The sequence below is a fragment of the Marinobacter zhanjiangensis genome (assembly GCF_014651935.1).
Taxonomy (GTDB): Bacteria; Pseudomonadota; Gammaproteobacteria; order Pseudomonadales; family Oleiphilaceae; genus Marinobacter; species Marinobacter zhanjiangensis.
In genome coordinates this window covers 188050-211166 of the sequence record NZ_BMXV01000003.1, presented here as the reverse complement: position 1 = coordinate 211166, position 23117 = coordinate 188050, and the positions used below count along the sequence as shown (strand labels likewise).

The 23117-nt window shown below is 60.5% G+C and carries 22 protein-coding genes; 14 read left to right on the top strand and 8 right to left on the bottom strand.

Annotated elements, in window-relative coordinates; translation table 11 throughout:
* Positions 1-5 precede the first annotated feature (5 nt).
* From rng to IE079_RS07640, 5 genes are all read right to left on the bottom strand, one after another.
* Positions 6-1493, bottom strand: a complete 1488-nt coding sequence (rng, locus tag IE079_RS07660) for a ribonuclease G (protein WP_189575100.1) — start codon at positions 1491-1493, stop codon at positions 6-8.
* Positions 1494-1508: 15 nt separating this feature from the next.
* A complete protein-coding gene (locus tag IE079_RS07655) occupies positions 1509-2099 on the bottom strand; it encodes a Maf family protein (protein WP_189575098.1) in 591 nt (196 codons plus the stop codon).
* Between the two features lie 24 nt (positions 2100-2123).
* Positions 2124-2600 (bottom strand): rod shape-determining protein MreD, encoded by a 477-nt coding sequence (gene mreD, locus IE079_RS07650; protein ID WP_189575096.1) that lies wholly within the window; start codon positions 2598-2600, stop codon positions 2124-2126.
* Complete coding sequence (gene mreC, locus IE079_RS07645) at positions 2600-3514, bottom strand: rod shape-determining protein MreC (RefSeq protein WP_189575618.1); 915 nt, start codon at positions 3512-3514, stop codon at positions 2600-2602. The genes mreD and mreC overlap by 1 nt, the downstream gene beginning before the upstream one ends.
* A 108-nt stretch (positions 3515-3622) precedes the next feature.
* Positions 3623-4663 carry a rod shape-determining protein gene (locus IE079_RS07640; RefSeq protein ID WP_189575094.1) on the bottom strand — a complete coding sequence of 347 codons (1041 nt, stop codon included), beginning with the start codon at positions 4661-4663 and terminating at the stop codon, positions 3623-3625.
* 178 nt (positions 4664-4841) lie between these two features.
* Between IE079_RS07640 and gatC the strand changes: the two genes are divergently transcribed.
* The 9 genes from gatC to IE079_RS07595 all read left to right on the top strand — a co-directional run bounded on the left by gatC (position 4842) and on the right by IE079_RS07595 (position 13673).
* Positions 4842-5129 carry an Asp-tRNA(Asn)/Glu-tRNA(Gln) amidotransferase subunit GatC gene (gene gatC, locus IE079_RS07635; RefSeq protein ID WP_189575092.1) on the top strand — a complete coding sequence of 96 codons (288 nt, stop codon included), beginning with the start codon at positions 4842-4844 and terminating at the stop codon, positions 5127-5129.
* A gap of 25 nt (positions 5130-5154) precedes the next feature.
* Positions 5155-6600 carry an Asp-tRNA(Asn)/Glu-tRNA(Gln) amidotransferase subunit GatA gene (gene gatA / locus IE079_RS07630; RefSeq protein ID WP_189575090.1) on the top strand — a complete coding sequence of 482 codons (1446 nt, stop codon included), beginning with the start codon at positions 5155-5157 and terminating at the stop codon, positions 6598-6600.
* Between the two features lie 12 nt (positions 6601-6612).
* Positions 6613-8064: an Asp-tRNA(Asn)/Glu-tRNA(Gln) amidotransferase subunit GatB gene (gene gatB / locus IE079_RS07625; protein WP_189575088.1), complete on the top strand. Its 1452-nt coding sequence runs from the start codon at positions 6613-6615 to the stop codon at positions 8062-8064.
* A gap of 655 nt (positions 8065-8719) precedes the next feature.
* The gene (locus IE079_RS07620) at positions 8720-9187 is read left to right on the top strand and encodes a PilZ domain-containing protein (protein ID WP_227712375.1); all 468 of its coding nucleotides are present in this window, start codon (positions 8720-8722) and stop codon (positions 9185-9187) included.
* 181 nt (positions 9188-9368) lie between these two features.
* Positions 9369-10277 (top strand): sulfate adenylyltransferase subunit CysD, encoded by a 909-nt coding sequence (gene cysD / locus IE079_RS07615; RefSeq protein ID WP_189575086.1) that lies wholly within the window; start codon positions 9369-9371, stop codon positions 10275-10277.
* 1 nt (position 10278) lies between these two features.
* Positions 10279-11937, top strand: coding sequence for a sulfate adenylyltransferase subunit CysN (cysN, locus tag IE079_RS07610; RefSeq protein ID WP_189575085.1), 1659 nt, complete (start codon positions 10279-10281; stop codon positions 11935-11937).
* A gap of 142 nt (positions 11938-12079) precedes the next feature.
* Entirely contained in the window at positions 12080-13099 is a 1020-nt protein-coding gene (locus IE079_RS07605) for a nucleoid-associated protein (RefSeq protein ID WP_189575084.1), read from the top strand.
* A gap of 68 nt (positions 13100-13167) precedes the next feature.
* Positions 13168-13371: an addiction module protein gene (locus IE079_RS07600; protein WP_189575083.1), complete on the top strand. Its 204-nt coding sequence runs from the start codon at positions 13168-13170 to the stop codon at positions 13369-13371.
* The gene (locus IE079_RS07595; protein ID WP_189575082.1) at positions 13368-13673 is read left to right on the top strand and encodes a type II toxin-antitoxin system RelE/ParE family toxin; all 306 of its coding nucleotides are present in this window, start codon (positions 13368-13370) and stop codon (positions 13671-13673) included. Before IE079_RS07600 ends, IE079_RS07595 begins: the two co-directional genes overlap by 4 nt.
* Before the next feature lie 10 nt (positions 13674-13683).
* Here the strand turns inward: IE079_RS07595 and trmH are convergent, their stop codons facing one another.
* Positions 13684-14391: a tRNA (guanosine(18)-2'-O)-methyltransferase TrmH gene (gene trmH, locus IE079_RS07590; protein WP_189575081.1), complete on the bottom strand. Its 708-nt coding sequence runs from the start codon at positions 14389-14391 to the stop codon at positions 13684-13686.
* Between the two features lie 179 nt (positions 14392-14570).
* Between trmH and miaB the strand changes: the two genes are divergently transcribed.
* From miaB to lnt, 5 genes are read left to right on the top strand one after another with little or no spacing between them, the layout of a single operon-like run.
* Positions 14571-15917, top strand: coding sequence for a tRNA (N6-isopentenyl adenosine(37)-C2)-methylthiotransferase MiaB (miaB, locus tag IE079_RS07585; RefSeq protein ID WP_189575080.1), 1347 nt, complete (start codon positions 14571-14573; stop codon positions 15915-15917).
* 51 nt (positions 15918-15968) lie between these two features.
* Positions 15969-16949 carry a PhoH family protein gene (locus IE079_RS07580; RefSeq protein WP_373296187.1) on the top strand — a complete coding sequence of 327 codons (981 nt, stop codon included), beginning with the start codon at positions 15969-15971 and terminating at the stop codon, positions 16947-16949.
* A complete protein-coding gene (gene ybeY / locus IE079_RS07575) occupies positions 16946-17419 on the top strand; it encodes an rRNA maturation RNase YbeY (protein ID WP_189575077.1) in 474 nt (157 codons plus the stop codon). The genes IE079_RS07580 and ybeY overlap by 4 nt, the downstream gene beginning before the upstream one ends.
* A complete protein-coding gene (locus tag IE079_RS07570; protein WP_189575075.1) occupies positions 17416-18264 on the top strand; it encodes a CorC family transporter in 849 nt (282 codons plus the stop codon). Before ybeY ends, IE079_RS07570 begins: the two co-directional genes overlap by 4 nt.
* Positions 18254-19780, top strand: coding sequence for an apolipoprotein N-acyltransferase (lnt, locus tag IE079_RS07565; protein WP_189575073.1), 1527 nt, complete (start codon positions 18254-18256; stop codon positions 19778-19780). Before IE079_RS07570 ends, lnt begins: the two co-directional genes overlap by 11 nt.
* 149 nt (positions 19781-19929) lie before the next feature.
* Here lnt and recJ read toward each other — a convergent pair whose 3' ends face one another.
* Both recJ and thrC read right to left on the bottom strand, forming a co-directional pair.
* Positions 19930-21663 (bottom strand): single-stranded-DNA-specific exonuclease RecJ, encoded by a 1734-nt coding sequence (gene recJ / locus IE079_RS07560; RefSeq protein WP_189575071.1) that lies wholly within the window; start codon positions 21661-21663, stop codon positions 19930-19932.
* Positions 21664-21707: 44 nt separating this feature from the next.
* Positions 21708-23108, bottom strand: coding sequence for a threonine synthase (gene thrC, locus IE079_RS07555; protein ID WP_189575069.1), 1401 nt, complete (start codon positions 23106-23108; stop codon positions 21708-21710).
* Positions 23109-23117 lie beyond the last annotated feature (9 nt).

Sequence of the window (23117 nt, the reverse complement as noted above, 5' to 3'; positions counted from 1 at the left end):
CACACTCAGAGCAGGACCACATCGTATTGTTCCTGGCTGTAGAAGGGCTCAACCTGAAACCGTATCGACTTTCCGATAAAGGTTTCCAGGTCCGCCACATTATCGGCCTCCTCATCCAGCAGCCTGTCGACCACCTTCTGTGACGCCATCACCAGGTAACTCTCTGCCTCATAGGCACGGTTGACCCGCAGAATCTCGCGGAAGACTTCGTAGCATACGGTTTCCGCGGTCTTGAGGAAGCCACGCCCGTCACAGATCGGGCAGGGCTCACACAGGATCTGGCCCAGGCTTTCGGTGGTCCGTTTGCGTGTCATTTCCACCAGCCCCAGTTCGGAGACACCGGTGATCTTGGTCTTGGCATGGTCCCGTTCCAGCATCTTTTCCAGCATGCGGTGCACCTGTCGCTGGTGCTCCGGGTCTTCCATGTCAATGAAATCGATAATAATGATACCGCCGAGATTACGCAGCCGCAGCTGTCGGCTGATAGCCCTTGCCGCCTCAAGGTTGGTCTTGAAGATGGTTTCTTCCAGATTGCGATGCCCCACGAAGGCACCGGTATTGATGTCGATGGTGGTCATGGCCTCGGTCTGATCGATGATGACATAACCACCAGACTTGAGCTGAACCTTGCGGCTGAGAGCTTTCTGGATCTCATCTTCCACACTGTAGAGGTCAAACAGGGGACGCTCGCCCGGGTAGTATTCCACCTTGTTCTCGAACTCGACCACAAATTCGCGGACGAACTCCATGACCCGCTGGTGGCTCTCGCGGGAGTCGATGCGGACCTTTTCGGTCTGCGGGCGAATCAGATCCCGGATGGTACGAATGAACAGTGGCAGGTCCTGGTAAACAATGGCTGACGCCCTGACGTGCTCAATACGCTCGACAATAGAGTGGTTGAGACGCTGCAGGTACGCCATGTCCGCCAGCAGATCCTCCTCGGCGACGCCCTCGGCAGCCGTGCGGATGATAAAGCCGCCGGCACAGTGGTCCTGGTCGCCAATCGCGGTTTCCAGCGTCTGCTTGAGGCGTGCCCGCTCATTGTCATCCTCGATGCGCTGGGAAATGCCCACATGGTGAACGCCGGGCATGAACACCAGGTAGCGGGAGGGAATCGACAGCTGGGTGGTCAGCCGGGCGCCCTTGGTACCGATAGGGTCCTTGGTCACCTGGACCACCAGCGACTGCCCCTCACGCAGCAGGGTACGGATATCCGGCACGGTGCGGGGGCCGTCAGTGGCCTGCCCGTTGTCGCCGCCAGCATCCACCGGCACCACATCGGAGGCGTGAATGAAGGCGGCCCGCTCCAGACCAATATCCACGAACGCCGCTTCCATGCCGGGCAATACCCGGACCACCTTGCCCTTGAATATATTGCCGACAATGCCCTTGCGACTGGTGCGCTCGACATAAGCCTCCTGAAGCATCCCGTTTTCAACCAGTGCCACCCGGGTTTCCACGGGGGTAACGTTGATCAGGATTTCTTCGCTCATGTCATTCTCCGTTTGTCAGTTCCAGTAGTCCCAGACCGGCAGGCCGGCATCCGCCAGCAGGCTGGCGGTGATATCCAGCGGCAGGCCGACCACCGCGCTATAACTGCCCCTCAGGCTGGCCACGAAGGCACCACCACGGCCCTGTATACCATAGGCGCCGGCCTTGTCCATGGGTTCACCGGTGGCGCAATAGGCATCAACCTCACGAGGATCCAGGGCGCGGAAGCGGACCTCCGTAACGCTGACCCGGACCTCGACACCGCTCTCCACGGCAAGGGCGACACCGGTAACAACCTGGTGCTCCCGGCCGGACAATAACCCTAACAGCCCCCGGGCTTCTGCCTCATCCGCCGGCTTGCCAAGGATCTGCCCGTCGAGCACCACCGTGGTATCCGAGCCGAGCACCAGAGCCTCCCGCCGACCATGGCGCTGATAGCCGGTCAGGGCTTTCTCCATTGCCAGCCGGTGCACATAGTCCGCTGGCAATTCACCAATGTGCGGAGACTCGTCGATGTCGACCGGCAATATTTCAAAGGATAGCCCAAGCTGCCGCAGCAGTTCGGCCCGGCGTGGCGACGCCGAGGCCAGTATGACGTCTCTGGTCATGATGCCATTTCCCGGATGTCGGGTTCAGCCCAGCCTGAGGTTCAACCTGTCCAGCAACGGACACACCACCACCCACAACAAGGCACTGGTGGCAGCGGGCCAGAGATAGGCGAAGCCGGTGGATTCAGCGCCCAGCAACTGCTTGATAAAGTGGACCAGCATCTGGTTGATGCCCAACAGCAGGAACACAATCACACACTGCTGCACCAGGGGGAACATACGCAAGCGCTGATGTACCGTCAGCACCAGAAAGGCGATCATCGCCATGCCCAGTCCGTTCACCCCCAGGGGCGTGGCTTCCAGCACATCCAGCAGCAGCCCGAGCACCCAGGCCATAAGAATGCCGAACTGGGCCGGCGCCCGGAACGTCCAGTAGAACACCATCAGCCCCAGCCACTCGGGGCGGAACTCGAACCAGGCCGACGGGAACAGGGAAATGCTCAGCACCAGTGACAACAGAATACTGACAAACATGACCGGGTAGCTGATAATCGACAGCATCAGTTACTCTCCCCGCCGCCATCATCGGCATTACCGGAACCGGCCCCCGCGCCCTGCTGCCCGGCACCCTGCTGATCGTAAAGCTCATCGGCATCAGCGGCGCCAGCGCCCTGGAACACCACCAACACAAGCTTGCTCCGGCTCAGCCGGGCCAGCGGCGTCGCCTGGATGGTCACAAACGGGGCCCCGGGCTCCTTGCTGATGGACGACACCTCGGCGACCGGATACCCCTTCGGGAAGCGACCACCCAGCCCCGAACTGACCAGCACATCCTCTTCCCGGATGTCCGCCGTATCAGGGACATGGACCAGCTCAAGCTGGCTGATGTTGCCGTTGCCAAGGAGGATGGCCCGCAGGCCATTACGCAGCACTTCCACGGGCACCGCATGGCTACTGTCGGAAATCAGCAGCACTCGCGAGGTAAAGGCAGAGGTATACAGCACCTGCCCCATCAGACCGTGAGCATCAAGAATCGCCTGACCGGCAGTGACACCATCACGCCGGCCCTTGTTGATAATCACTTCATGGGAAAACGGATCCGGCGACACGCCGACCACTTCCGCCACCACGACCCGGTCGTCCAGGGTGTCGGAGGCATTCATCAGATCGCGCAGTCGGTTGTTTTCGGCGGCCAGGGCACCATATTTGAGCGCGCGGCGCTCGAGCACCATCAGGCGCGCCCTGAGCGCCTCGTTCTCGCTGAGGAGATCTTCACGGGGAGTGATCACGCCGGCGAACCAGCCACTGAAACGATCCGGCGCATTGCCCAGCCAGAACACCGGGGCAAGAAAGCTGGCAATACTGCTGCGAACCGGTTCCAGACGATCAAATCGGGCATCCGCCACAATCAGCACCAGTGACAGCACCAGCACGAACAGGAGCCGAAAACCGGGGACCGGGCCCTGGACAAAGATGGTCTTAATGGCACAGCCCCCCTGCCCCGATAACGCAACCGCCGCTGAGGTTTCCCTCCAGCGGCGGCATCAGGAGCGAGACTGTAAGGACGGCACCTGGTGCCATGATCACCCCTCCTGGGAGAACATTCCGATTCCGCTGCGGTCGATCACTTCCAGGGCCTTGCCGCCACCGCGGGCCACACAGGTCAGCGGGTCTTCAGCGATAATCACCGGCAGACCGGTTTCCTCGCTGATCAGCTTGTCAAAACCGCGCAGCAGCGCGCCGCCACCGGTGAGCACGATACCGCGCTCGGCAATGTCCGAAGCCAGTTCAGGGGGAGACTGCTCAAGGGCGCTCTTGACCGTTTGCACGATCTGGGCCAGGGATTCCTGCAGGGCATCCAGAATTTCTTCGCTGTTGAGGGTGAAGGCGCGGGGCACACCCTCAGCCAGATTACGACCACGCACGTCGATTTCCCGGATCTCCACACCCTCATAGGCACAGCCTATCTCATGCTTGATACGCTCGGCGGTGGAGTCACCGATCAGGCTGCCGTAATTGCGGCGCACATAGGTGACGATGGCTTCATCAAACTTGTCACCACCGACCCTTACAGATTCCGCGTAAACGATACCGTTCAGGGAGATAATGGCAATCTCGGTGGTACCGCCGCCGATATCCACGATCATGGAGCCGCTGGCTTCTTCCACCGGCAGGCCGGCACCGATGGCAGCTGCCATGGGTTCCTCGATCAGGAACACCTCGCGGGCACCGGCACCGAGAGCCGATTCGCGGATGGCCTTGCGTTCCACCTGGGTAGATTTACTGGGCACACACACCAGCACCCGGGGGCTGGGCGTAATAAAACTGTTCTCGTGCACCTTGTGGATAAAATGCTGCAGCATCTTCTCGGTTACCACGAAGTCCGCAATCACACCGTCCTTCAGGGGGCGGATGGCAGTAATATTGCCCGGGGTACGGCCCAGCATTCGCTTGGCCTCAGTACCGACAGCCGCAACCGTCTTCTGGGAGTTATTGGTGCGGATGGCCACCACCGAGGGCTCATTCAGAACGATCCCCCGTTCGCGAACATAGATAAGGGTATTAGCGGTACCAAGATCGATCGAGAGATCGCTGGAAAAAAGGCCTCGGATACGTTTCAACATTCGCGTTATTTCAACCTGAGAAATGCCGTAGGGAAATGATGCCGCAACTTTAGCAGTGAGCACCCCGGCAGGCAAGGCGTGATACGCCGCGTTACAGGCCGTTACAGCCCCGTCAGGGTACTGCGACGTACTCGTAATCTGTTAACATGTTCGTTTTTAACGACCCCGGAGGCAATGCGTGACCATTTCCCGCACGGACATTGAAAAAGTCGCGGTGCTTGCCCGCATCCAGGTGGATGATGAGCAGGTGTCGGCCCTGGAAAAGGACCTGGGCAACATCCTCGACCTGGTGGACCAGTTGGGTACCGCTGATACAGACGCGGTAGAGCCGCTGGCCCATCCCCTGGACGCGGTCCAGAAACTGCGCCCCGACGAGGTCACGGAAACCAATCAGCGAGCCGCCTTCCAGGCCATCGCGCCGGCCACCGAGAACGGCCTGTACCTCGTACCCCGCGTTATCGAGTGATCTACCAGCGACACCAGGAATCATCATGCACAACAAATCCGTAGCAGAACTTTCCCGCGAGCTGGGCAGCGGCACGATTTCCAGCGTGGAACTCACCCGGCAGTTCCTTGATCGTATCCGGGCCGAGGACGGCAAGTACAATAGTTTTATTACCATCACCGAAGACCAGGCCCTGGCCGAAGCCGAGGCCGCCGACCAGCAACGGGCCGCCGGCAAGGCTACGCCCTGGACCGGCCTCCCCCTTGCCCACAAGGACCTGTTCTGCACCAATGGCGTGCGCACAACCTGTGGTTCGAAAATGCTGGAGAACTTCGTGCCGCCTTACGATGCCACTGTGACGGCCAGGTTCCGCGAGGCCGGCGCGGTATGTATTGGCAAGACCAATATGGATGAGTTCGCCATGGGGTCGTCCACCGAATCCAGCTATTTCGGTGCCACCACCAACCCCTGGGGCAACCAGCGCGTGCCCGGCGGCTCCTCCGGCGGTTCCGCCGCTGCTGTAGCGGCACGCCTGGTGCCGGCGGCCACCGCCACAGACACCGGCGGCTCCATCCGTCAACCGGCGTCCCTGTGTGGCATCACCGGCCTCAAACCTACTTACGGCCGGGTATCCCGCTACGGCATGGTTGCCTTTGCTTCCAGCCTGGACCAGGGCGGCACCATGGCCCGCACCGCCGAAGACAATGCCTTGATGCTGAACGTGATGGCAGGGTTCGATCCCAGGGACTCCACCAGTGTCGACCGGGAGGTGCCGGACTACACGGCCACCCTGAACGAGCCCATGAAGGGCCTGAAAATCGGCCTGCCCAGGGAATACTTCTCCGACCAGCTGAGCCCGGCCATGGAACAGCAGGTACGCAACGCGGTAAAGGAGTACGAGAAGCTGGGCGCCACGGTAAAGGAAGTGTCGCTGCCCAATGCAGGGCTGGCTATTGCCGCCTACTACGTGATCGCCCCGGCGGAAGCCTCGGCCAACCTGTCCCGCTTCGACGGTGTACGCTATGGCTACCGCTGCGAGGACCCCAGGGACCTGATGGACCTCTACACACGGACCCGGGCTGAAGGCTTTGGCGAAGAGGTGAAGCGGCGCATCCTGGTGGGCACCTATGCCCTGTCCGCCGGCTACTTCGATGCCTACTACCTCAAGGCGCAGAAGGTTCGCCGCCTGATCCAGCAGGACTTTATCAACGCGTTCAGGGAAGTGGACGTGCTGATGAGCCCGGTGTCGCCTTCGCCGGCGTTTGCCCAGGGCGAGAAGAACACCGACCCGGTCACCATGTACCTGGAGGACGTATTCACCATTGCCGTCAACCTCGCCGGCGTTCCGGCCATGTCCATTCCCGCCGGTTTCGTGGATGGCCTGCCGGTTGGCCTGCAGATCATTGGCGACTATTTTTCGGAAGCCCGGCTGCTGAACGCCGCCCATCAGTTCCAGCAGGTGACCGACTGGCACCAGCGCGAGCCCCGGTAAGGAGATTTCTACATGCAATGGGATATCGTGATCGGGCTGGAAATCCATGTTCAGCTCGCCACCCGCACCAAGATCTTTTCCGGCTCCAGCACCGCCTATGGTGCCGAGCCCAACACCCAGGCCAACGCCGTTGACCTGGCCATGCCCGGCACCCTGCCGGTGCCCAATGAGCAGGCCTTCCGCTATGCGGTGATGTTCGGGCTGGCGGTGAATGCCGAGATCGAACGCCGCTCCGTGTTCGAGCGCAAGAACTACTTTTACCCGGACCTGCCCAAGGGCTACCAGACCACCCAGCTGGAGCGCCCGATTGTCGGCCCCGGCTACGTGGACATTGACCTGAGCAATGGCGAAAGCAAGCGGGTGCGCATCCACCACGCCCACCTGGAAGAAGACGCCGGCAAGTCCCTGCACGAGGACTTCCACGGCATGACCGGGGTGGACCTGAACCGGGCCGGTACACCACTGATTGAAGTTGTCACCGAGCCGGACATGAACAATGCCGAGGAAGCGGTCGCCTTCGCCAAAAAACTGCACGGCATCGTGACTTCACTGGGCATCGGCGATGGCGACATGTCCCAGGGCTCCATGCGCTTTGACGTGAACATCTCCCTCAAGCCGAAGGGTTCCGACACCCTGGGCACCCGAACCGAGACCAAGAACCTCAACTCCTTCCGCTTCATGGAGCAGGCCATCGCCCACGAGGTGGACCGGCAGATGGACATTCTCGAGGACGGCGGCAGGATCGTGCAGGAAACCCGCCTGTATAACGGTGACCGGGACGAGTCCCGCTCCATGCGCACCAAGGAGGAAGCCAACGACTACCGCTACTTCCCCTGCCCGGACCTGCTGCCCGTGGTGCTGGACGAGGCCTTTATCGAAGAAGCCCGTAACAGCCTGCCGGAACTGCCAGACGCCCGTAAGGCCCGTTTCCAGGCGCAGTACGGACTGAACGACTACGACGCCGGGCTGCTGGCCAGCGACTCGAAACTCGCGACCTTTTTTGAAGAGACAGTGAACCTCGGTAAGGATGCCAAGCTGTCTGCCAACTGGATTCTGGGTGAGTTCTCTGCCCGGCTGAACGCAGAAGAGAAGGCAGTCGCCGACTCCCCCATCAGCGGCGCCCAGTTGGGTGCTTTGGTGACCCGCATCGCGGACAACACGGTGTCCTCTGCGGGCGCCAAGAAGGTGTTTGAGGCCCTGTGGACTGGCGAGAGCGATAATGTCGACGGCATCATCGACGCCAAGGGCCTGAAGCAGGTATCCGATACCGGTGAGCTGGAGAAGATGGTCGACGAGGTCCTGGCCGGCATGCCGGATCAGGTAGCCCAGTACCAGAACGAGGAAGATCCCAAGAAGCGCAAGAAGATGCTGGGTGGCTTTATGGGCCCTCTGATGAAAGCCTCCAAGGGACAGGGGAACCCCAAGCTGTTTAACGAGATTCTTCAGAAGAAACTTGGCGGATAGTGGCGACAGTCCAGCACTAAGCCAGGAAGGGCCCGGGGCCGGGATCTTCTTCCGGGACCGTGCGGAGCCATGGGTGAAGAGCGAAAGCTCTTCACGGGCAGGCCTGGGATGGCCTGCCCCGGACCCTCAGTGCGACGCAGGAGCCATCAGCACTGAGGGGCGGAGCCCGAGCAACACAGGGGTGAGGCCGAGCGATTATGAAGCAAAGCTTCATGCGATAGCCTCACGACCGCAATCTGCGATTGCGGGCCGGACCCCGAAGGGGTGCCGTAAGGAGCGTGTCCGGGAAGAAGGCACCGCCCCCTGGCCCAGGCACCATTCAACCAGTCTTCAACCCCATTCGGACAGAAGACATTAATAGTCACTCCAAAACCGCAGAATAACCTTCAAACATATGTGTAATTATATGACACAGGTCACGACACACTACCTTGCTGGTCAGTAATCAACCAGTTACACTCCGGTGAAATGTAAAATAATAATCTTGGTCCGAAGTTAGACAGGTTTCCACGAGCCTCTGAAAAAGAGGCCTGGCACCGGTTGATTCAATGACCGGCAAGGACACACCGACAGAGACACCGTTGTCAGGATCGCAGGAGGCGAACCAGGGGCTTTTTCAGAGATTCGTTACCGTCTTCGGGGAACGACAGGTAACATGATCGAACAAGGTGAAGCCATGGGAAAGCCACTCGATATCGAGTCCGCCAAACCAATGCGGGTCAAGCCCCGTTCCGCGGAACCGAATCTGCGGGACCAGCAACGTGTCGATGTTGATCTGAAGGTTACCCTCAACCGCCCCGGCCAGCCGGCCATCGAATGCGACATCTGCAATCTGTCCCGCTCCGGCATGCTGATCCACTGCACCACTGCAGTCACCGAAACCCTGATCCCCGGCAAACGAGCCCCCGCCCCCGGCGACTGGGTCGATGTTAACGCCCGCTTTGAAGTGCCGGTGGTCGCAGAGCAGTCAATACAGCTGTCCGCCCGCTGCCACATCGCCCATCTCCGGCGCGTCGCCCGCAATGAATTCCATCTGGGCATCCGCTTCGTGGATTTCGACGGTCGGGGGTTTGATTACGTGGACGAGTACGTCCACCGCTTGCTGACAGCCCGTAGCCTCTGATCCCCGGTTTGCGCCTGAATCGACTATAACCAGCCGGCGACTGGCTGCATATTGTTATAGCCGTAAACTCTACTAGCCCACCTTCTTATAAGTTCTGGCCCCTGATATAGTAACGGCCTTCAATTCGAACCTATTTGAACCCTGTCCGGGCATCGGTATCGGACACTCGGTGAGCTGAATTATGACCACGTACAACCTGACCCATCTCAAGCAACTGGAAGCTGAAAGCATTCACATCATCCGGGAGGTCGCGGCAGAGTTCGACAACCCGGTGATGCTCTACTCCATCGGCAAGGATTCCGCGGTCATGCTGCACCTGGCCCGCAAGGCGTTCTACCCGGGCAAGCCGCCGTTCCCCCTGCTGCATGTGGACACCACCTGGAAATTCCGGGAAATGATCGAGTTCCGCGACCGCAAGGCAAAGGAATACGGCCTGGACCTCATCGTTCACATCAATGAAGAGGGTGTGAAGCAGGGCGTGGGGCCATTCACCCACGGTAGCGCCAAACACACTGACATCATGAAAACCCAGTCCCTCAAGCAGGCCCTGGACACGTACAAGTTCGATGCTGCCTTTGGCGGCGCCCGCCGGGATGAGGAAAAGTCCCGGGCCAAGGAGCGGGTCTACTCGTTCCGTGATGAATACCACCGCTGGGATCCCAAGAACCAGCGCCCGGAGCTGTGGAACATCTATAACGGCAAGATCAACAAGGGCGAGAGCATCCGTGTATTCCCGCTGTCCAACTGGACCGAGCTGGATATCTGGCAGTACATCTACCTCGAGAATATCGAGATCGTACCGCTCTACTATGCAGCCAAGCGCCCGGTGGTCGAGCGGGACGGCACCCTGATCATGGTAGACGATGACCGCATGCCCCTGAAGGAAGGCGAGAAGCCGGTGATGAAATCGGTCCGTTTCCGCACCCTGGGGTGTTATCCGCTGACCGGTGCCATCGAGTCCGAAGCCGACACCCTGCCGGAGATCATCCAGGAAATGCTGCTGGCCACCAGCTCCGAACGCCAGGGCCGCGTGATCGATCACGATTCGGCCGGCTCCATGGAACAGAAAAAGCGGGAAGGGTACTTCTAAAATGTCACACCAGTCTGATCTGATAGCAGAAGATATTCAGGCCTACCTGAAACAGCACGAGAACAAGGAGCTGCTGCGCCTGCTCACCTGCGGCAGCGTCGATGACGGCAAGAGTACCCTGATCGGCCGCCTGCTCCACGACACCAAGATGATCTACGAAGATCATATGGCCAGCCTGAAGACAGACAGCGCCAAGATGGGCACCACCGGCGAGAAGCTGGATCTGGCCCTGCTGGTCGACGGCCTGCAGGCGGAGCGGGAACAGGGCATTACCATCGATGTGGCCTACCGCTATTTCTCCACCGACAAGCGCAAGTTCATCATTGCCGACACCCCGGGCCACGAGCAGTACACCCGCAACATGGCCACCGGGGCGTCCACCGCGCAGCTGGCGATCCTGATGATCGATGCCCGCCACGGCGTGCTGACCCAGACCCGCCGGCACTCCTTTATCGCGTCTCTGCAAGGCATTCGCCATATCGTGGTGGCCATCAACAAGATGGACCTGGTGGATTACAGCGAACAACGGTTCAACGAGATCAAGGAAGACTATCTGGCCTTTGCTGCCAAATTGGGCCTGAAGGACATCCGTTTCGTGCCGATTTCAGCACTGGAAGGCGACAACGTGGTGAACAGGAGCGAGAGCATGCCCTGGTTCACCGGCCAGCCGCTGATGGAAATCCTGGAGACCGTGGAAGTATCCCGGGACAAGAATCTGGAGCATTTCCGTTTCCCTGTGCAGTACGTCAACCGCCCCAACCTCAACTTCCGGGGCTTCTGCGGCACCATCGCCTCCGGCGTTATCCGCCCGGGCGAGGAAGTGATGGCGCTGCCATCCCGCCGTACCAGCACCGTCAAGGAAGTCGTCACCTTTGATGGCAACCTTGAGGAAGCCTACATCGACCAGGCTGTGACCCTGACCCTCAATGATGAAATCGATGTCAGCCGGGGCGACATGCTGGTCAAGATTGACGATGAGCCGGAGGTGGGCAATCGTTTCACTGCCAATATCGTCTGGATGACCGACGCCCCGCTGGAAACCGGCCGCCTCTATGACATCAAGCTGGGGCCCACGTTTACGTCTGGCACGGTGAAACGGATCCACCATCAGACCGACGTGAATACGCTGGAACAGCGCGCCAACCCCACACAGCTGGCCCTGAACGAAATCGGCCTGTGCGAGCTGACCCTGAGCCAGCCCATCGCGTTTGACGCCTACCCGCGTAACCACGCCACCGGCAGCTTTATCGTGATTGACCGGCTGACCAACGTCACCATCGGTGCCGGCATGGTGGCCGGTACCGCCGGCAAGGTGGAATCCCTCGATCCGGTAACCGCTGAGGAGCGTGAGCGCCGCCTGGCCCAGAAGCCTGCCATCGTTGCCTGTAACGGCCGCAAGGCCGACGACCTGGCCGTTGCCGTGGAGCGGGCCCTGTTCGATCAGGGCAAAACCTCCGTGGTGCTCACTGAGGACAACGCTGGTACTGCCGACGACCGCCGCCGTACTTCACAAATGCTGGCCGCACACGGCCTGATTGCGGTTGCCGTCAATCTCGGCACCGACGTTGCAACTGTCAGCATCAGTGCGGACGACGAAGCGGCTATTCCGGGAGCAGTCAACGAGCTGATCCAGGGCCTGATGCGGCACAAGCGGGTCTGATCGCCTGAATCAGCCACCCGTAAACATGACAGCCCCGGTTTTCTCGGAAACCGGGGCTGTTTGCGTTTACACCCGTGTTACTGACCGCCTCACCATGGCAAAATCATGGCCCGTTCAATACCCCATCAGGATTCGCGCTTCTATGGCCATCAAGCAACTCCGAACCGCCTTTGCCAGTCAGTATCAACCCGGCCAGCCAGCCCGCCTGCAGACCGGCGAGCCACTACAGGAACCCGGTGGCGACTACGAGATGCTGCACAAACAGATGAAACGGCTGTTCAACAGCAAGCCCGGCAAGAAATACGGGCGCTTCTCCGAGGATATCGGTGAAAGCCCGTTCAGCGCCTGGCTGAAGGATTATATGGAGGAGAAGCAGACCTTCGCTTCCCTTTCAGAGCGCCTTTTCGGCCAGTTCCAGGAACTGCTCAACGGCGCCCAGGAAGAATTCTCCGGTCACCTGATGCTGGTGCACGAGGCTCTGGCCGATGGCGAAGTGGCCTATCTGCTGGTACTTGAGTCCGACAGCGCCATGCGCTTCGATAACAACCAGGCACTGGACGCCACCGAGGTACTGAGCCTGTCACGACTGAACCTGGCCGTACGCATCGAACTGGATGACTGGCTTGGTGACAGCAGTGCGGAAAATTACCTGACCCTGGTCCATGGCCGGGGCACCGGCGAAGGCGGCGACCTCTTTATCCGCCTGTGCGGCTTCACCAACCAGGTGGATGTGGAAAAGGAAACCGTCACCTTCCTGGACGCCGTGGAAGCCTTCGCCAAGACCTCGGAACCGGAGAAGGCCGGAGAAGTCCGCGCCAAAGCCTACGAATTCTGCAAGGAACAGCACGCCCTGGGCGAGCCGGTGGAGATCGGCGCCCTGTCCGGCTACCTCGATGAGAACCAGCCGGAACGATTCCGGGAATTTGCCTCGCAGAACGCCGAAGTCCCGGAAAGCGGCGTACTGCACCCCGACCACCGCAAGGTAAAGAAACTGGTCCGCATCGCCGGCTCCGGCGGTGGCATGAGCCTGTCATTCTCATCGGATCTGGTAAACCAGGCGGTCTACTACGACCGTGACAAGGACGCGCTCACCATCACCCGCCTGCCCAAGGCTTTGCGGGAGCAGTTGCAGCGTTATCTGGAAGGACGAGACAGCGAGTGAAGGCATGGTGAACCAGTTAAGCATCTGATGCATACTATTGGTATAAATTCATATGTACGGACAAAGCCATGGACAACGTCGACAGCATGACCAGTCTTGAGAAAATCAGGGCCATGGAACAGCTCTGGGATGCATTGACCCGCGATAGTGAGCTGCCGGCTTCACCCGAATGGCATGTTGAGGAACTACAGCGCCGCACTTCTCGAATTCAGGAAAACCAGGTGAATTATCTGAATCTTGATCAATTGAAGGAGCGCGGCCCCAAAACATGAAACACAGGACAGTAAGACTCACGGACGAGGCTGTCAGAGATATCGACACTGCCACGCTGTTCTATGACGAATTATTGGAAGGACTGGGGGAATACTTCTTCGATTCCATTACCACCGATATCGAATCACTTGAGTTCTTCGCAGGCGTTCACGAAAAGCGGCTCAGCTACTATTGCTGCCCGGCCAAACGTTTTCCCTTTCTAATCTACTACGATCTAGAAAACGAAGTGGTCAGCGTTGTGGCTATACTCGATACGAGACGAGCCCCATACCAAGCTCGAAAGCGATTGGAAGACCAGTAGGCGTCAGGTGTCAGTCATTGACCAGGTCGGGACGCCGCTGCCGCCGTACCTTATTCATCCACCCCACCCCGTCGATTAACTCCCCGGTCTCCGGATCAATCGGCGGGTATGGCAGTTTGCGGTCATCGCAGTAGCGCTTGACCGTAGGCTGACACCACTGGAACAGCAGGCGCATGTACTCGTCATCCGGCAGGCGACGCTGGTCGAACAGGCCGGCGAGCTGGCGCTGACGCTGGGCCTCGGACAGGATAATGGCGCAGGCGGACGACACGTTCAGTGACTCCACCATGCCCATCATGGGAATAATAATGTGCTTGTCCGCCTGGTCTGACGCCCTGTCACTGACCCCGTCCACTTCATTGCCCAGGATCACCGTGCAGGGCACCGTATAGTCCACCTCGCGGTAGTCCACGGCCCGGTCCGAGAGCTGTGCGGCGTAGAGCTTGTGGCCACTGGTCTTCAGCGAGGCCATGGCATCGTCCATGGAGGGATGGGTATGCGTCCGCACCCAGTTGTAGCTGCCGCCGGCCGTCTTGCGGAACGCGCGAAAGCCCTCCTTCGGCCACACCACGTGCATATTGGCCAGGCCAAAGGCATCGCAGGAGCGGATAATGGCGGACAGGTTGCGGGGTTTGTGGACCTGGTCCGTGAGCACGCTGATATCGGGCTGGCGGGTGTCCAGGATCTGTTTGATTCGGGCAAGGCGTTCCGGAGTCATGGCGGTGTCGTCTACTGCTGTTATAACCCATGGCGGGATCGGAGAAGGCGAAGTTTACCACAACAGACTACCAACTAACCGAGACAACGGTGGTTGATAAGTGGCCACCCCGTTATAATACACGGTTCAATTCTGCCAGCGTCCCGCAGGCGCCGAATTCACCACGTTAGTTGAGACCCATGGCCAAGAAGCTCTACATCAAGACCCACGGCTGCCAGATGAACGAGTATGATTCCGCGCGCATGGCGGACCTGCTCAAAACCGGCGAGGCGTTGGAAATGACCGACACGCCGGACGATGCCGACATCCTGCTGCTGAACACCTGCTCCATCCGGGAAAAGGCCCAGGAGAAGGTCTTCCACCAGCTCGGCCGCTGGAAGAGCCTCAAAAAGCACAAGCCGGAGCTGATTATCGGCGTGGGCGGTTGTGTCGCCAGCCAGGAAGGCCAGGCCATCATCGACCGCGCGCCCTACGTGGACATGGTCTTCGGCCCCCAGACCCTGCACCGGCTGCCGGACATGATCACCGAGATCAAGACCAAGGGTAATGGCGTCGGTGTCGTGGACGTCAGCTTCCCGGAAATCGAGAAGTTCGACAATCTGCCGGACCCCGGGGCTGATGGTCCCTCCGCCTTCGTGTCCATCATGGAAGGCTGCAGCAAGTACTGCACCTTCTGCGTGGTGCCCTACACCCGTGGCGAGGAAGTCAGCCGGCCGGTGGACGATGTCATCGTGGAAGTGGCCCACCTGGCCGGCCAGGGCGTCCGCGAGGTCAACCTGCTGGGCCAGAACGTCAACGCCTACCGGGGCGAAACCCATGACGGCGACGCCATGGACCTGGCGGAGCTGATCGAAGTCATCGCCACCATCGACGGCATCGACCGCATCCGTTACACCACCTCACACCCGGTGGAATTCTCCGATGCCCTGATCGACGTCTACGAGCGGGTACCGGAACTGGTCAGCCACCTGCACCTGCCGGTACAGAGCGGCTCCGACCGCATCCTGGCGGCCATGAAGCGCGGCCACACGGCACTGGAGTACAAGTCCAAGCTACGCCGCCTGCGCAGGATCCGCCCGGATATCAGCTTCTCGTCCGACTTCATCATCGGCTTCCCGGGTGAAACCGAAAAAGACTTCGAAGACACCATGAAGCTGATCAACGACATCGGTTTTGATGTCTCCTTCAGCTTCGTCTACAGCGCCCGCCCGGGCACACCGGCGGCTGACCTGCCGGACGACACGCCCATGGACCTCAAGAAGCAGCGCCTGTCGATCCTCCAGCAGCGCATCAACCAGCAGGCCATGGACATCAGCCGCAAGATGGTCGGCACCACCCAGCGCATCCTGGTCACCGGTCTGTCCAAGAAAGACCCGGGCGAATACGCCGGCCGCACCGAGAACAACCGCATCGTCAACTTCCGCCACGACAATCCCGAGGTGGTGGGAAACTTTATCGATGTGGAAATCAAGGAAGCTTTACCAAACTCCCTGAGGGGTTTGCCAGTCAACGAAGAGCTATACTGAATGCCGGGACTGGCACCACGGCCCAACCCCCAAACCGAACCAGAGGAAAGATTGACTACAACCACCGAAGCCCGACAATTCGATCTGAGCCCAGCCGACCAACGCCGGCTGACCGTCCTGTGTGGACAGTTTGATGAACACCTGAAGCACATCGAACGCCGCATGGACGTCCGCATAGGCCGCCGTGGTCACCATTTCCGCATCGAAGGCCAGCCGGAAAACGCCACCGCCGCCACCGAGGTCATCCGTCACCTGTATCGGGAAACCGAAGCCAGCGACGACATCAGCCCGGAAACCGTCCACCTGTTCATCCGCGAATCCGGCTTCGAACGCCTGCCGGAAGCCGCCGAGTGGGACGGCAACCAGATCGTCATCAAAACCCCGAAACTCCAGGCCCGGCCCCGGGGCAAGAACCAGCAGAAATACGTCCACAACATCCGCAACCACGACGTCAACTTCGGCATCGGCCCCGCCGGTACCGGCAAGACCTGGCTCGCCGTGGCCTGCGCCGTGGAAGCCCTGAAAGACGAACAGGTCAAACGCATCTTGCTGGTACGACCGGCGGTAGAGGCGGGCGAGAAACTGGGCTTCCTGCCCGGCGATCTGGCCCAGAAAGTGGATCCTTACCTGCGCCCCCTCTACGACGCATTGTATGAAATGCTGGGCTTCGAGCAGGTCACCCGTCTGATCGAAAAAAGCGTGATCGAAATTGCCCCGCTGGCCTTCATGCGCGGACGGACCCTTAATAATTCCTTCATCATTCTGGACGAAAGTCAGAATACCACCCGCGAACAGATGAAAATGTTCCTGACCCGGATCGGCTTCGGCTCCACCGCGGTAATCACTGGTGACACCACCCAGGTGGACCTGCCCCGGGGACAGAACTCGGGACTGATCCACGCTGCCAGCGTACTGAGCCAGGTCTCCGGCATCGGCTTTACCCGCTTCGAATCCGCCGACGTGGTTCGTCATCCGCTGGTGCAACGTATTGTTGAAGCCTACGACGCCTTTGGCGACAGCACTCCCACATGAGCCAGCTGACCGTCGACATCCAGCGGATCATCGACACCGATGACCTGCCCACAGACCATGAGTTGACCCGCTGGGCGCAAGCCGGCTGGCAGCAGCCTGACGATTCCGAGGTCACCCTGCGCCTGGTGGACGAGGCCGAGAGCCGTGCCCTGAACCACCAGTTTCGTGGCAAGGACAAGCCCACCAATGTGCTGTCCTTCCCATTTGAAGCGCCAGCCGGTATAACAGTCCCTCTGGCTGGCGATCTGGTTATCTGCGCGCCGGTGGTGGCCCGCGAGGCCACGGAACAGAACAAGACACCCGAAGCACACTGGGCCCACATGGTGATCCACGGCCTGTTGCATCTTCAGGGTTACGACCATATTGAAGATGACCAGGCCGGGGTCATGGAAGCCCTGGAAATCCGGCTGCTGGCCACACTTGGCTTCAGCAACCCTTACCAGACAGAGGAATCGGAACCACACTCATGAGCGACGATCAGTCGAGTCGCGGCCAGGGCAACAAGTCCTGGCTGGAGCGAATATCCCAGGCTTTCTCCAGCGAGCCTGAGTCCGTCGAGGACGTGCTGGGGATTCTTCGCGATGCCGAAGAACATAATATTATCGACAGCGATGCCATGAGCATCATCGAAGGCGCCATGCAGGTCATTGACATGCGTGTCGACGAAATCATGATACCCCGCTCCCAGATGGTGACCGTGAAGGGGGCTCAGGAGCCCAAATCCTTCCTCAAGGAAATCATCGACTCGGCCCACAGCCGCTTCCCGGTCATCGGCGACAGCCAGGACGACGTCATCGGCGTATTGCTGGCGAAGGATCTGCTGCCACTGGCCCTGAACAATGACCTGAACTGGAACCGTATCCGCGAGATTCTGCGTCCGCCTACCTTCGTGCCCGAGAGCAAACGCCTCAATCAGCTGCTCAAGGAATTCAAGGAAACCCGCAACCACATGGCCATCGTGGTCGACGAGTATGGCGGCACCGCCGGCCTGATCACCATCGAGGACGTGCTTGAGCAGATTGTGGGTGAGATCGAGGACGAACACGACTTCGACGAGGAAACCAACATCAAGCCCCACGGTGATGGTTCCTGGGCTATCAAGGCGATGACCTCGGTAGAAGACTTCAACGAATTTTTTGGTACCGAAATGGATCAGCAGGAGTTCGATACCATTGGCGGCATCGTGCTCAAGGAATTCGGCCACCTGCCCCGCCGGGGCGAGACCATCAGCTTCCATGGCTTCACTTTTACCATTGCCAACGCCGACAACCGGGTCATCCGGTTGCTGCAGGTGACGAGGGACGATGTCGAGTAATCCGCTGGCCGGAACGCCACGCTGGCTCAACTACCTGCTTCTGGTGCTGGCTGGCGCACTTCAGACGCTGACCCTGTCGCCCTGGCAATGGTGGTGGATCGGGCCGCTGTCCACCGCCCTGATCGTATTTGCCGCCCTGCCCCTGGCGTCGCGACACCTGTTCCTGGCCGGTTGGATGACCGGCCTGGGGCTGTTTGCATCCAGCGTTACCTGGATCTATATCAGCATCAGCGAACACGGCAACACCTCGATCCCCATTGCGGTGACGCTGATGGTTCTGTTTGTGGCAGGACTCGCCCTGGTGCACGGCCTGGCCTTCTGGTTCTGGGGCAAGCTGGCGAAGCACAGCGAGGTCCGACGGCTGATCCTGTTCCCTGCGGTGTGGGTACTGGCGGACTGGATCCGGGGCTGGCTGCTTACCGGGTTCCCCTGGTCCTACCTGGGCACCGCGCACGTGGATGGGCCCCTGGCGGGCTGGGCGCCGGTCACCGGCGTTCACGGCATTACCCTTGTGGTAACCGCCACCGGTGCCGCCCTGTATGGTCTCTACTGGCTACTTCAGGCCAGGCAGCGATCCCGGGCGGCGATAGTCGGCGCCTGCACCCTGGCGATCTGGCTGGCCGGGCCCGCGCTGAACCGCATTCAGTGGACCGAAGTGTCTGAAGAGACGCTGAGTTTCGCCACCATGCAGGGCAACATCCCCCAGCAGATAAAATGGGACCCGGATTTCCTGCGGGATCAACTGGTGATCTATCTGGAGCTGACAGAGGATAACTGGAACCGGGATATCATTCTCTGGCCGGAAACGGCCATTCCCATTACCCAGGACCAGGCCGGGCCGATCATCGAGCACATCCAGTCCAGGCTGGGCGAGGACAGCACGCTGATCAGCGGTATCCCCTGGTACACCTACAGTGCCGACCGGGAGGACTACACCTTCCATAATTCCATCATGGCCATTGGCGAGCCGGGTGAAGGCGTCTACCACAAGCAAAAGCTGGTGCCTTTCGGCGAGTATGTTCCGCTGGAGCAGTGGCTGCGGGGCATTATCGGATTCTTCGATCTGCCCATGTCCAGCTTCAGCGCCGGGCCTAAATACCAGCATCCACTGGAAGCCGGCAAGGCACGGCTGACACCTGCCATCTGCTACGAGGTGGCCTACCCGGATTTCGTGGCCATGAATGCCCGTCGTGGCAATATGCTGGTGACCATCAGCAACGACGGCTGGTTCGGGGACTCCATCGGCCCTCACCAGCACTTGCAGATGGCCCGCATGCGGGCCCTGGAAACCGGGCGCTACATGCTGCGGGGCACCAACAACGGGGTAACCGCGGTCATTGACCAGAAGGGCCAGATCACGGAGCGCATCCCCCAGTTCGAGCGGTCGGTGATGGACGGCGAGGTTCGCACGGCCAGTGGCAACACCCCGTTCATGCTGACCGGGTCCTGGCCGGTACTCACGCTGGTGGCGATACTGATCGTTTTCGTGCGGGAGCGGGTGATTCCGAAACCGTGATAGCGCACCCTACCAGCGGCATGCGTCCCCTCTCCCCTGGAGGGAGAGGGTCAGGGTGAGGGGGAGCGCCCGCAAAGGGCGCCAAGTCGAATGACGGAGTCGGGGGTCTCCACCCTCACCCCAACCCCTCTCCCCTCAAGGGAGAGGGGCTAAATCGGCTCCAGATAGTCAATCAGTAATTGCAGGCTGGTACGCCCGCGGAAGGTATTGGCATCCGGCTTGTAGACCACCCGGGCGCCGCTGCGGGTAAAATCCGGCACCTCTGGCCCGGTATTGAACGCAATGCCATCCACCGCATCGCGGCCGTCCACGGGTTGCAGCACCAGTTTCAGGTGATTCTCGCCAACGATACGCTGGCTGATCACCCGGAAGTCGCCATCGAACAGAGGTTCCGGGAAATGCTGGCCCCAGGGCCCGGCGCGTTTCAGCAAATGGGCCGTCTCCAGGCACAATTCAGCAGGGCTCAACGGGCCATCGGTCACAATGGCCGCCTCCAGGTCGTCTTCCGTCAACGCATCCCTTACCGCCTCGTCAAAGGCCTTGCTGAAGCGCGCCAGGTCATCGCTGGCGATGGTCATGCCGGCGGCCATGGCGTGACCACCAAATTTTTTCAGCAGGCCCGGGTGACGGGCGTCGACCACGGTCAGGGCATCACGGATGTGCAGGCCGGGGATGGAGCGGGCCGACCCCTTGAGCTGCTGACCCTCCTCGTCCGGAGCGAACGCAATGGTCGGCCGGTGGGTCTGTTCCCGGATACGGGCCGCCAGGATACCGATCACCCCCTGGTGCCAATCCGGATCAAACAGCGCCAGCCCCCAGGGCAGGCCTTCCAGGTCCAGTGACATGGAGGCCAGCAACTCCTGAGCCTGGGCCTTCATGTCACGTTCGATGGTGCGCCGCTCCCGGTTGAAGGTATCCAGCTCCCGGGCCAGATGCATGGCCTCATCGGGGTCATCCGCCAGCAGGCAGGCAATACCAATGCTCATGTCGTCCAGGCGCCCGGCGGCATTCAGGCGCGGGCCCACCACGAAGCCCAGGTCGGTGGAGCTGATCACCGTGTGATCGCGACCGGCCACTTCCAGCAGTGCCAGGATCCCCGGCCGGGCCAGACCCTGCCGGATGCGGCGCAGGCCTTGCTCCACGAAAATGCGGTTGTTGTGATCCAGAGGCACCACATCCGCCACCGTGCCCAGGGCCACCAGATCCAGCAGGGTACCGAGATTAGGTTCCGGCTGTGGCAGCCTGCCCTGCTCCCGCAGGTGCTTGCGCAGGGCGGTGAGCACATAGAACATCACCCCGACCCCGGCGGCATTCTTGCTCAGGAAGGGACACTGGGGCTGGTTTGGATTCACGATGGCATCCGCTTCCGGAAGACTCTCGCCCGCCAGGTGGTGATCGGTGACCACCACCTTCATGCCGGCTTCACGGGCGGCGCGCACGCCTTCGTGGGCCGAGATGCCGTTGTCCACGGTCACCAGCAGGTCTGGCGTATCACCCTCCTCCACCAGGCGGTGAATGATGCCAGGGGTCAGGCCATAGCCGTCGGCGAAACGGCTGGGCACACGGAAATCGATCTGGCCCAAACCCAGCATGGAAAGCCCAAGCATGGCCACCGCCGTACTGGTGGCGCCGTCCGCGTCGAAGTCGCCGAGAACCACAACCTTTTTCTGGTGCTCGATGGCATCCGCCAGCAGCTCCACGGCCCGGTCGATTCCCCGCAACTGCATGGGAGACGCAAGGTGCTTCAGGGTATAGCTCAGCTCGGCATCGGAAGACACACCCCGTGAGGCGTAGAGTCGACGAAGTAACGGCGGCAGGTCACTGCCCCAGTCGTCCTGATTGGTATCAGAGCCGGGGCGGCGCAGAATTTTCTTGGGAGTCATAGACACTCAGTGGTGGCCGGAAGGGGCGACCCCCTCCGGGTGCATCAGGCGTATTTCCAGTGCTTTGCCATGAAGTCCTGAACTGCGGTCAGATTGTTCTCGAGCACGGTGTAGCGCTCTTCCCGCTCGAACAGGTCCGCCATATGGGGCGGCAGCTCCGGCCTGACCGACAGACCGGCCGCGGCAATGGCATCCGGGAATTTGGCCGGGTGCGCGGTGCCCAGGGTGATCATTGGCACACTGCTGTCCCGGCGACAGGTCCGGGCTGCCCTTACGCCAATGGCGGTGTGGGGGTCCAGCAGGTATTCGTTGTCATCGTACACCTGGCGGATGGTCTCGCAGGTGGTCTTGTCGTCCACCGACTCACTGTCGAACAGCTTGCGGGCATGGCGCCAGCGATAGTCCTCAATGCTCACCGGCCCCTTGGCGGCATTCTCCAGCAGCAGCTTGACGGCAGCGCCATCGCGTCCATGCATGTCGAACAGCAGGCGCTCGAAGTTGCTCGACACCATGATATCCATACTTGGCGACAGGGTATGCTCCAGCTGGTGCTGCTCATACCGATTGCCGCTCATGAAGCGATGCAGAATATCGTTGCGGTTGGTGGCGATCACCAGTTGCGAGATGGGCAGGCCCATTTTCTTTGCCAGGTAACCGGCAAAGATGTCTCCGAAGTTGCCGGTGGGTACCGAGAACGCCATGGAGCGGTCCGGGCCACCCAGTGACAGGGACGCCTGAAAGTAATAGACGATCTGGGCCATGATCCGGGCCCAGTTGATGGAGTTCACCGCCGCCAGACGGACCTTGCCCCCCATGAACGACTGGTCGCCAAAGCTGGCCTTGACCATGCGCTGGCAGTCATCGAAATTGCCCTTCACCGCAATATTGTGGATATTGTCGCCGGGCACAGTGGTCATCTGCCGGCGCTGTACCTCGGAAACCCGCTCGTGGGGATGCAGGATGAAAATATCCACGTGCTCGCAACGGCGGCAACCCTCGATGGCGGCAGAGCCGGTATCACCGGAAGTGGCGCCCATGATTACCGCATGCTCGCCACGCTTTTCCAGTACATAGTCCAGCAGGCGGCCAAGCAGTTGCAGGGCGAAATCCTTGAACGCCAAGGTCGGGCCGCGGAACAGCTCCAGCACCCATTCGTTGACATCCAGCTGAACCAGTGGCGCGATGGCCTTGTGGGCGAATACGTCGTAGGTTTCCTCCAGCATCTGGCGGAAATCCACCTCGGGAATGGCATCGTCCACGAACGGATACATGACCTTGAACGCCAGTTCGCTGTAGGACAGGCCACGCCAGCTGCGGATTTCCTCCAGGCTGAAATGCGGTAGCGACTCCGGCACATAGAGCCCCCCGTCCGTCGCCAGACCGGTCAGAAGAACGTCTTCAAAGCCCAGGGCCGGAGCTTCGCCCCGTGTACTGATGTATCTCACGTGGTTACC

Bases quoted from the DNA above. Each gene is read 5' to 3' on its own strand.
- rng (WP_189575100.1), bottom strand. From the start codon at position 1,493: ATGAGCGAAGAAATCCTGATCAACGTTACCCCCGTGGAAACCCGGGTG.
- IE079_RS07655 (WP_189575098.1), bottom strand. From the start codon at position 2,099: ATGACCAGAGACGTCATACTGGCCTCGGCGTCGCCACGCCGGGCCGAA.
- mreD (WP_189575096.1), bottom strand. From the start codon at position 2,600: ATGCTGTCGATTATCAGCTACCCGGTCATGTTTGTCAGTATTCTGTTG.
- IE079_RS07640 (WP_189575094.1), bottom strand. From the start codon at position 4,663: ATGTTGAAACGTATCCGAGGCCTTTTTTCCAGCGATCTCTCGATCGAT.
- gatA (WP_189575090.1), top strand. From the start codon at position 5,155: ATGCACAACAAATCCGTAGCAGAACTTTCCCGCGAGCTGGGCAGCGGC.
- gatB (WP_189575088.1), top strand. From the start codon at position 6,613: ATGCAATGGGATATCGTGATCGGGCTGGAAATCCATGTTCAGCTCGCC.
- IE079_RS07620 (WP_227712375.1), top strand. From the start codon at position 8,720: ATGATCGAACAAGGTGAAGCCATGGGAAAGCCACTCGATATCGAGTCC.
- cysD (WP_189575086.1), top strand. From the start codon at position 9,369: ATGACCACGTACAACCTGACCCATCTCAAGCAACTGGAAGCTGAAAGC.
- cysN (WP_189575085.1), top strand. From the start codon at position 10,279: ATGTCACACCAGTCTGATCTGATAGCAGAAGATATTCAGGCCTACCTG.
- IE079_RS07605 (WP_189575084.1), top strand. From the start codon at position 12,080: ATGGCCATCAAGCAACTCCGAACCGCCTTTGCCAGTCAGTATCAACCC.
- IE079_RS07600 (WP_189575083.1), top strand. From the start codon at position 13,168: ATGGACAACGTCGACAGCATGACCAGTCTTGAGAAAATCAGGGCCATG.
- IE079_RS07595 (WP_189575082.1), top strand. From the start codon at position 13,368: ATGAAACACAGGACAGTAAGACTCACGGACGAGGCTGTCAGAGATATC.
- trmH (WP_189575081.1), bottom strand. From the start codon at position 14,391: ATGACTCCGGAACGCCTTGCCCGAATCAAACAGATCCTGGACACCCGC.
- miaB (WP_189575080.1), top strand. From the start codon at position 14,571: ATGGCCAAGAAGCTCTACATCAAGACCCACGGCTGCCAGATGAACGAG.
- ybeY (WP_189575077.1), top strand. From the start codon at position 16,946: ATGAGCCAGCTGACCGTCGACATCCAGCGGATCATCGACACCGATGAC.
- IE079_RS07570 (WP_189575075.1), top strand. From the start codon at position 17,416: ATGAGCGACGATCAGTCGAGTCGCGGCCAGGGCAACAAGTCCTGGCTG.
- lnt (WP_189575073.1), top strand. From the start codon at position 18,254: ATGTCGAGTAATCCGCTGGCCGGAACGCCACGCTGGCTCAACTACCTG.
- recJ (WP_189575071.1), bottom strand. From the start codon at position 21,663: ATGACTCCCAAGAAAATTCTGCGCCGCCCCGGCTCTGATACCAATCAG.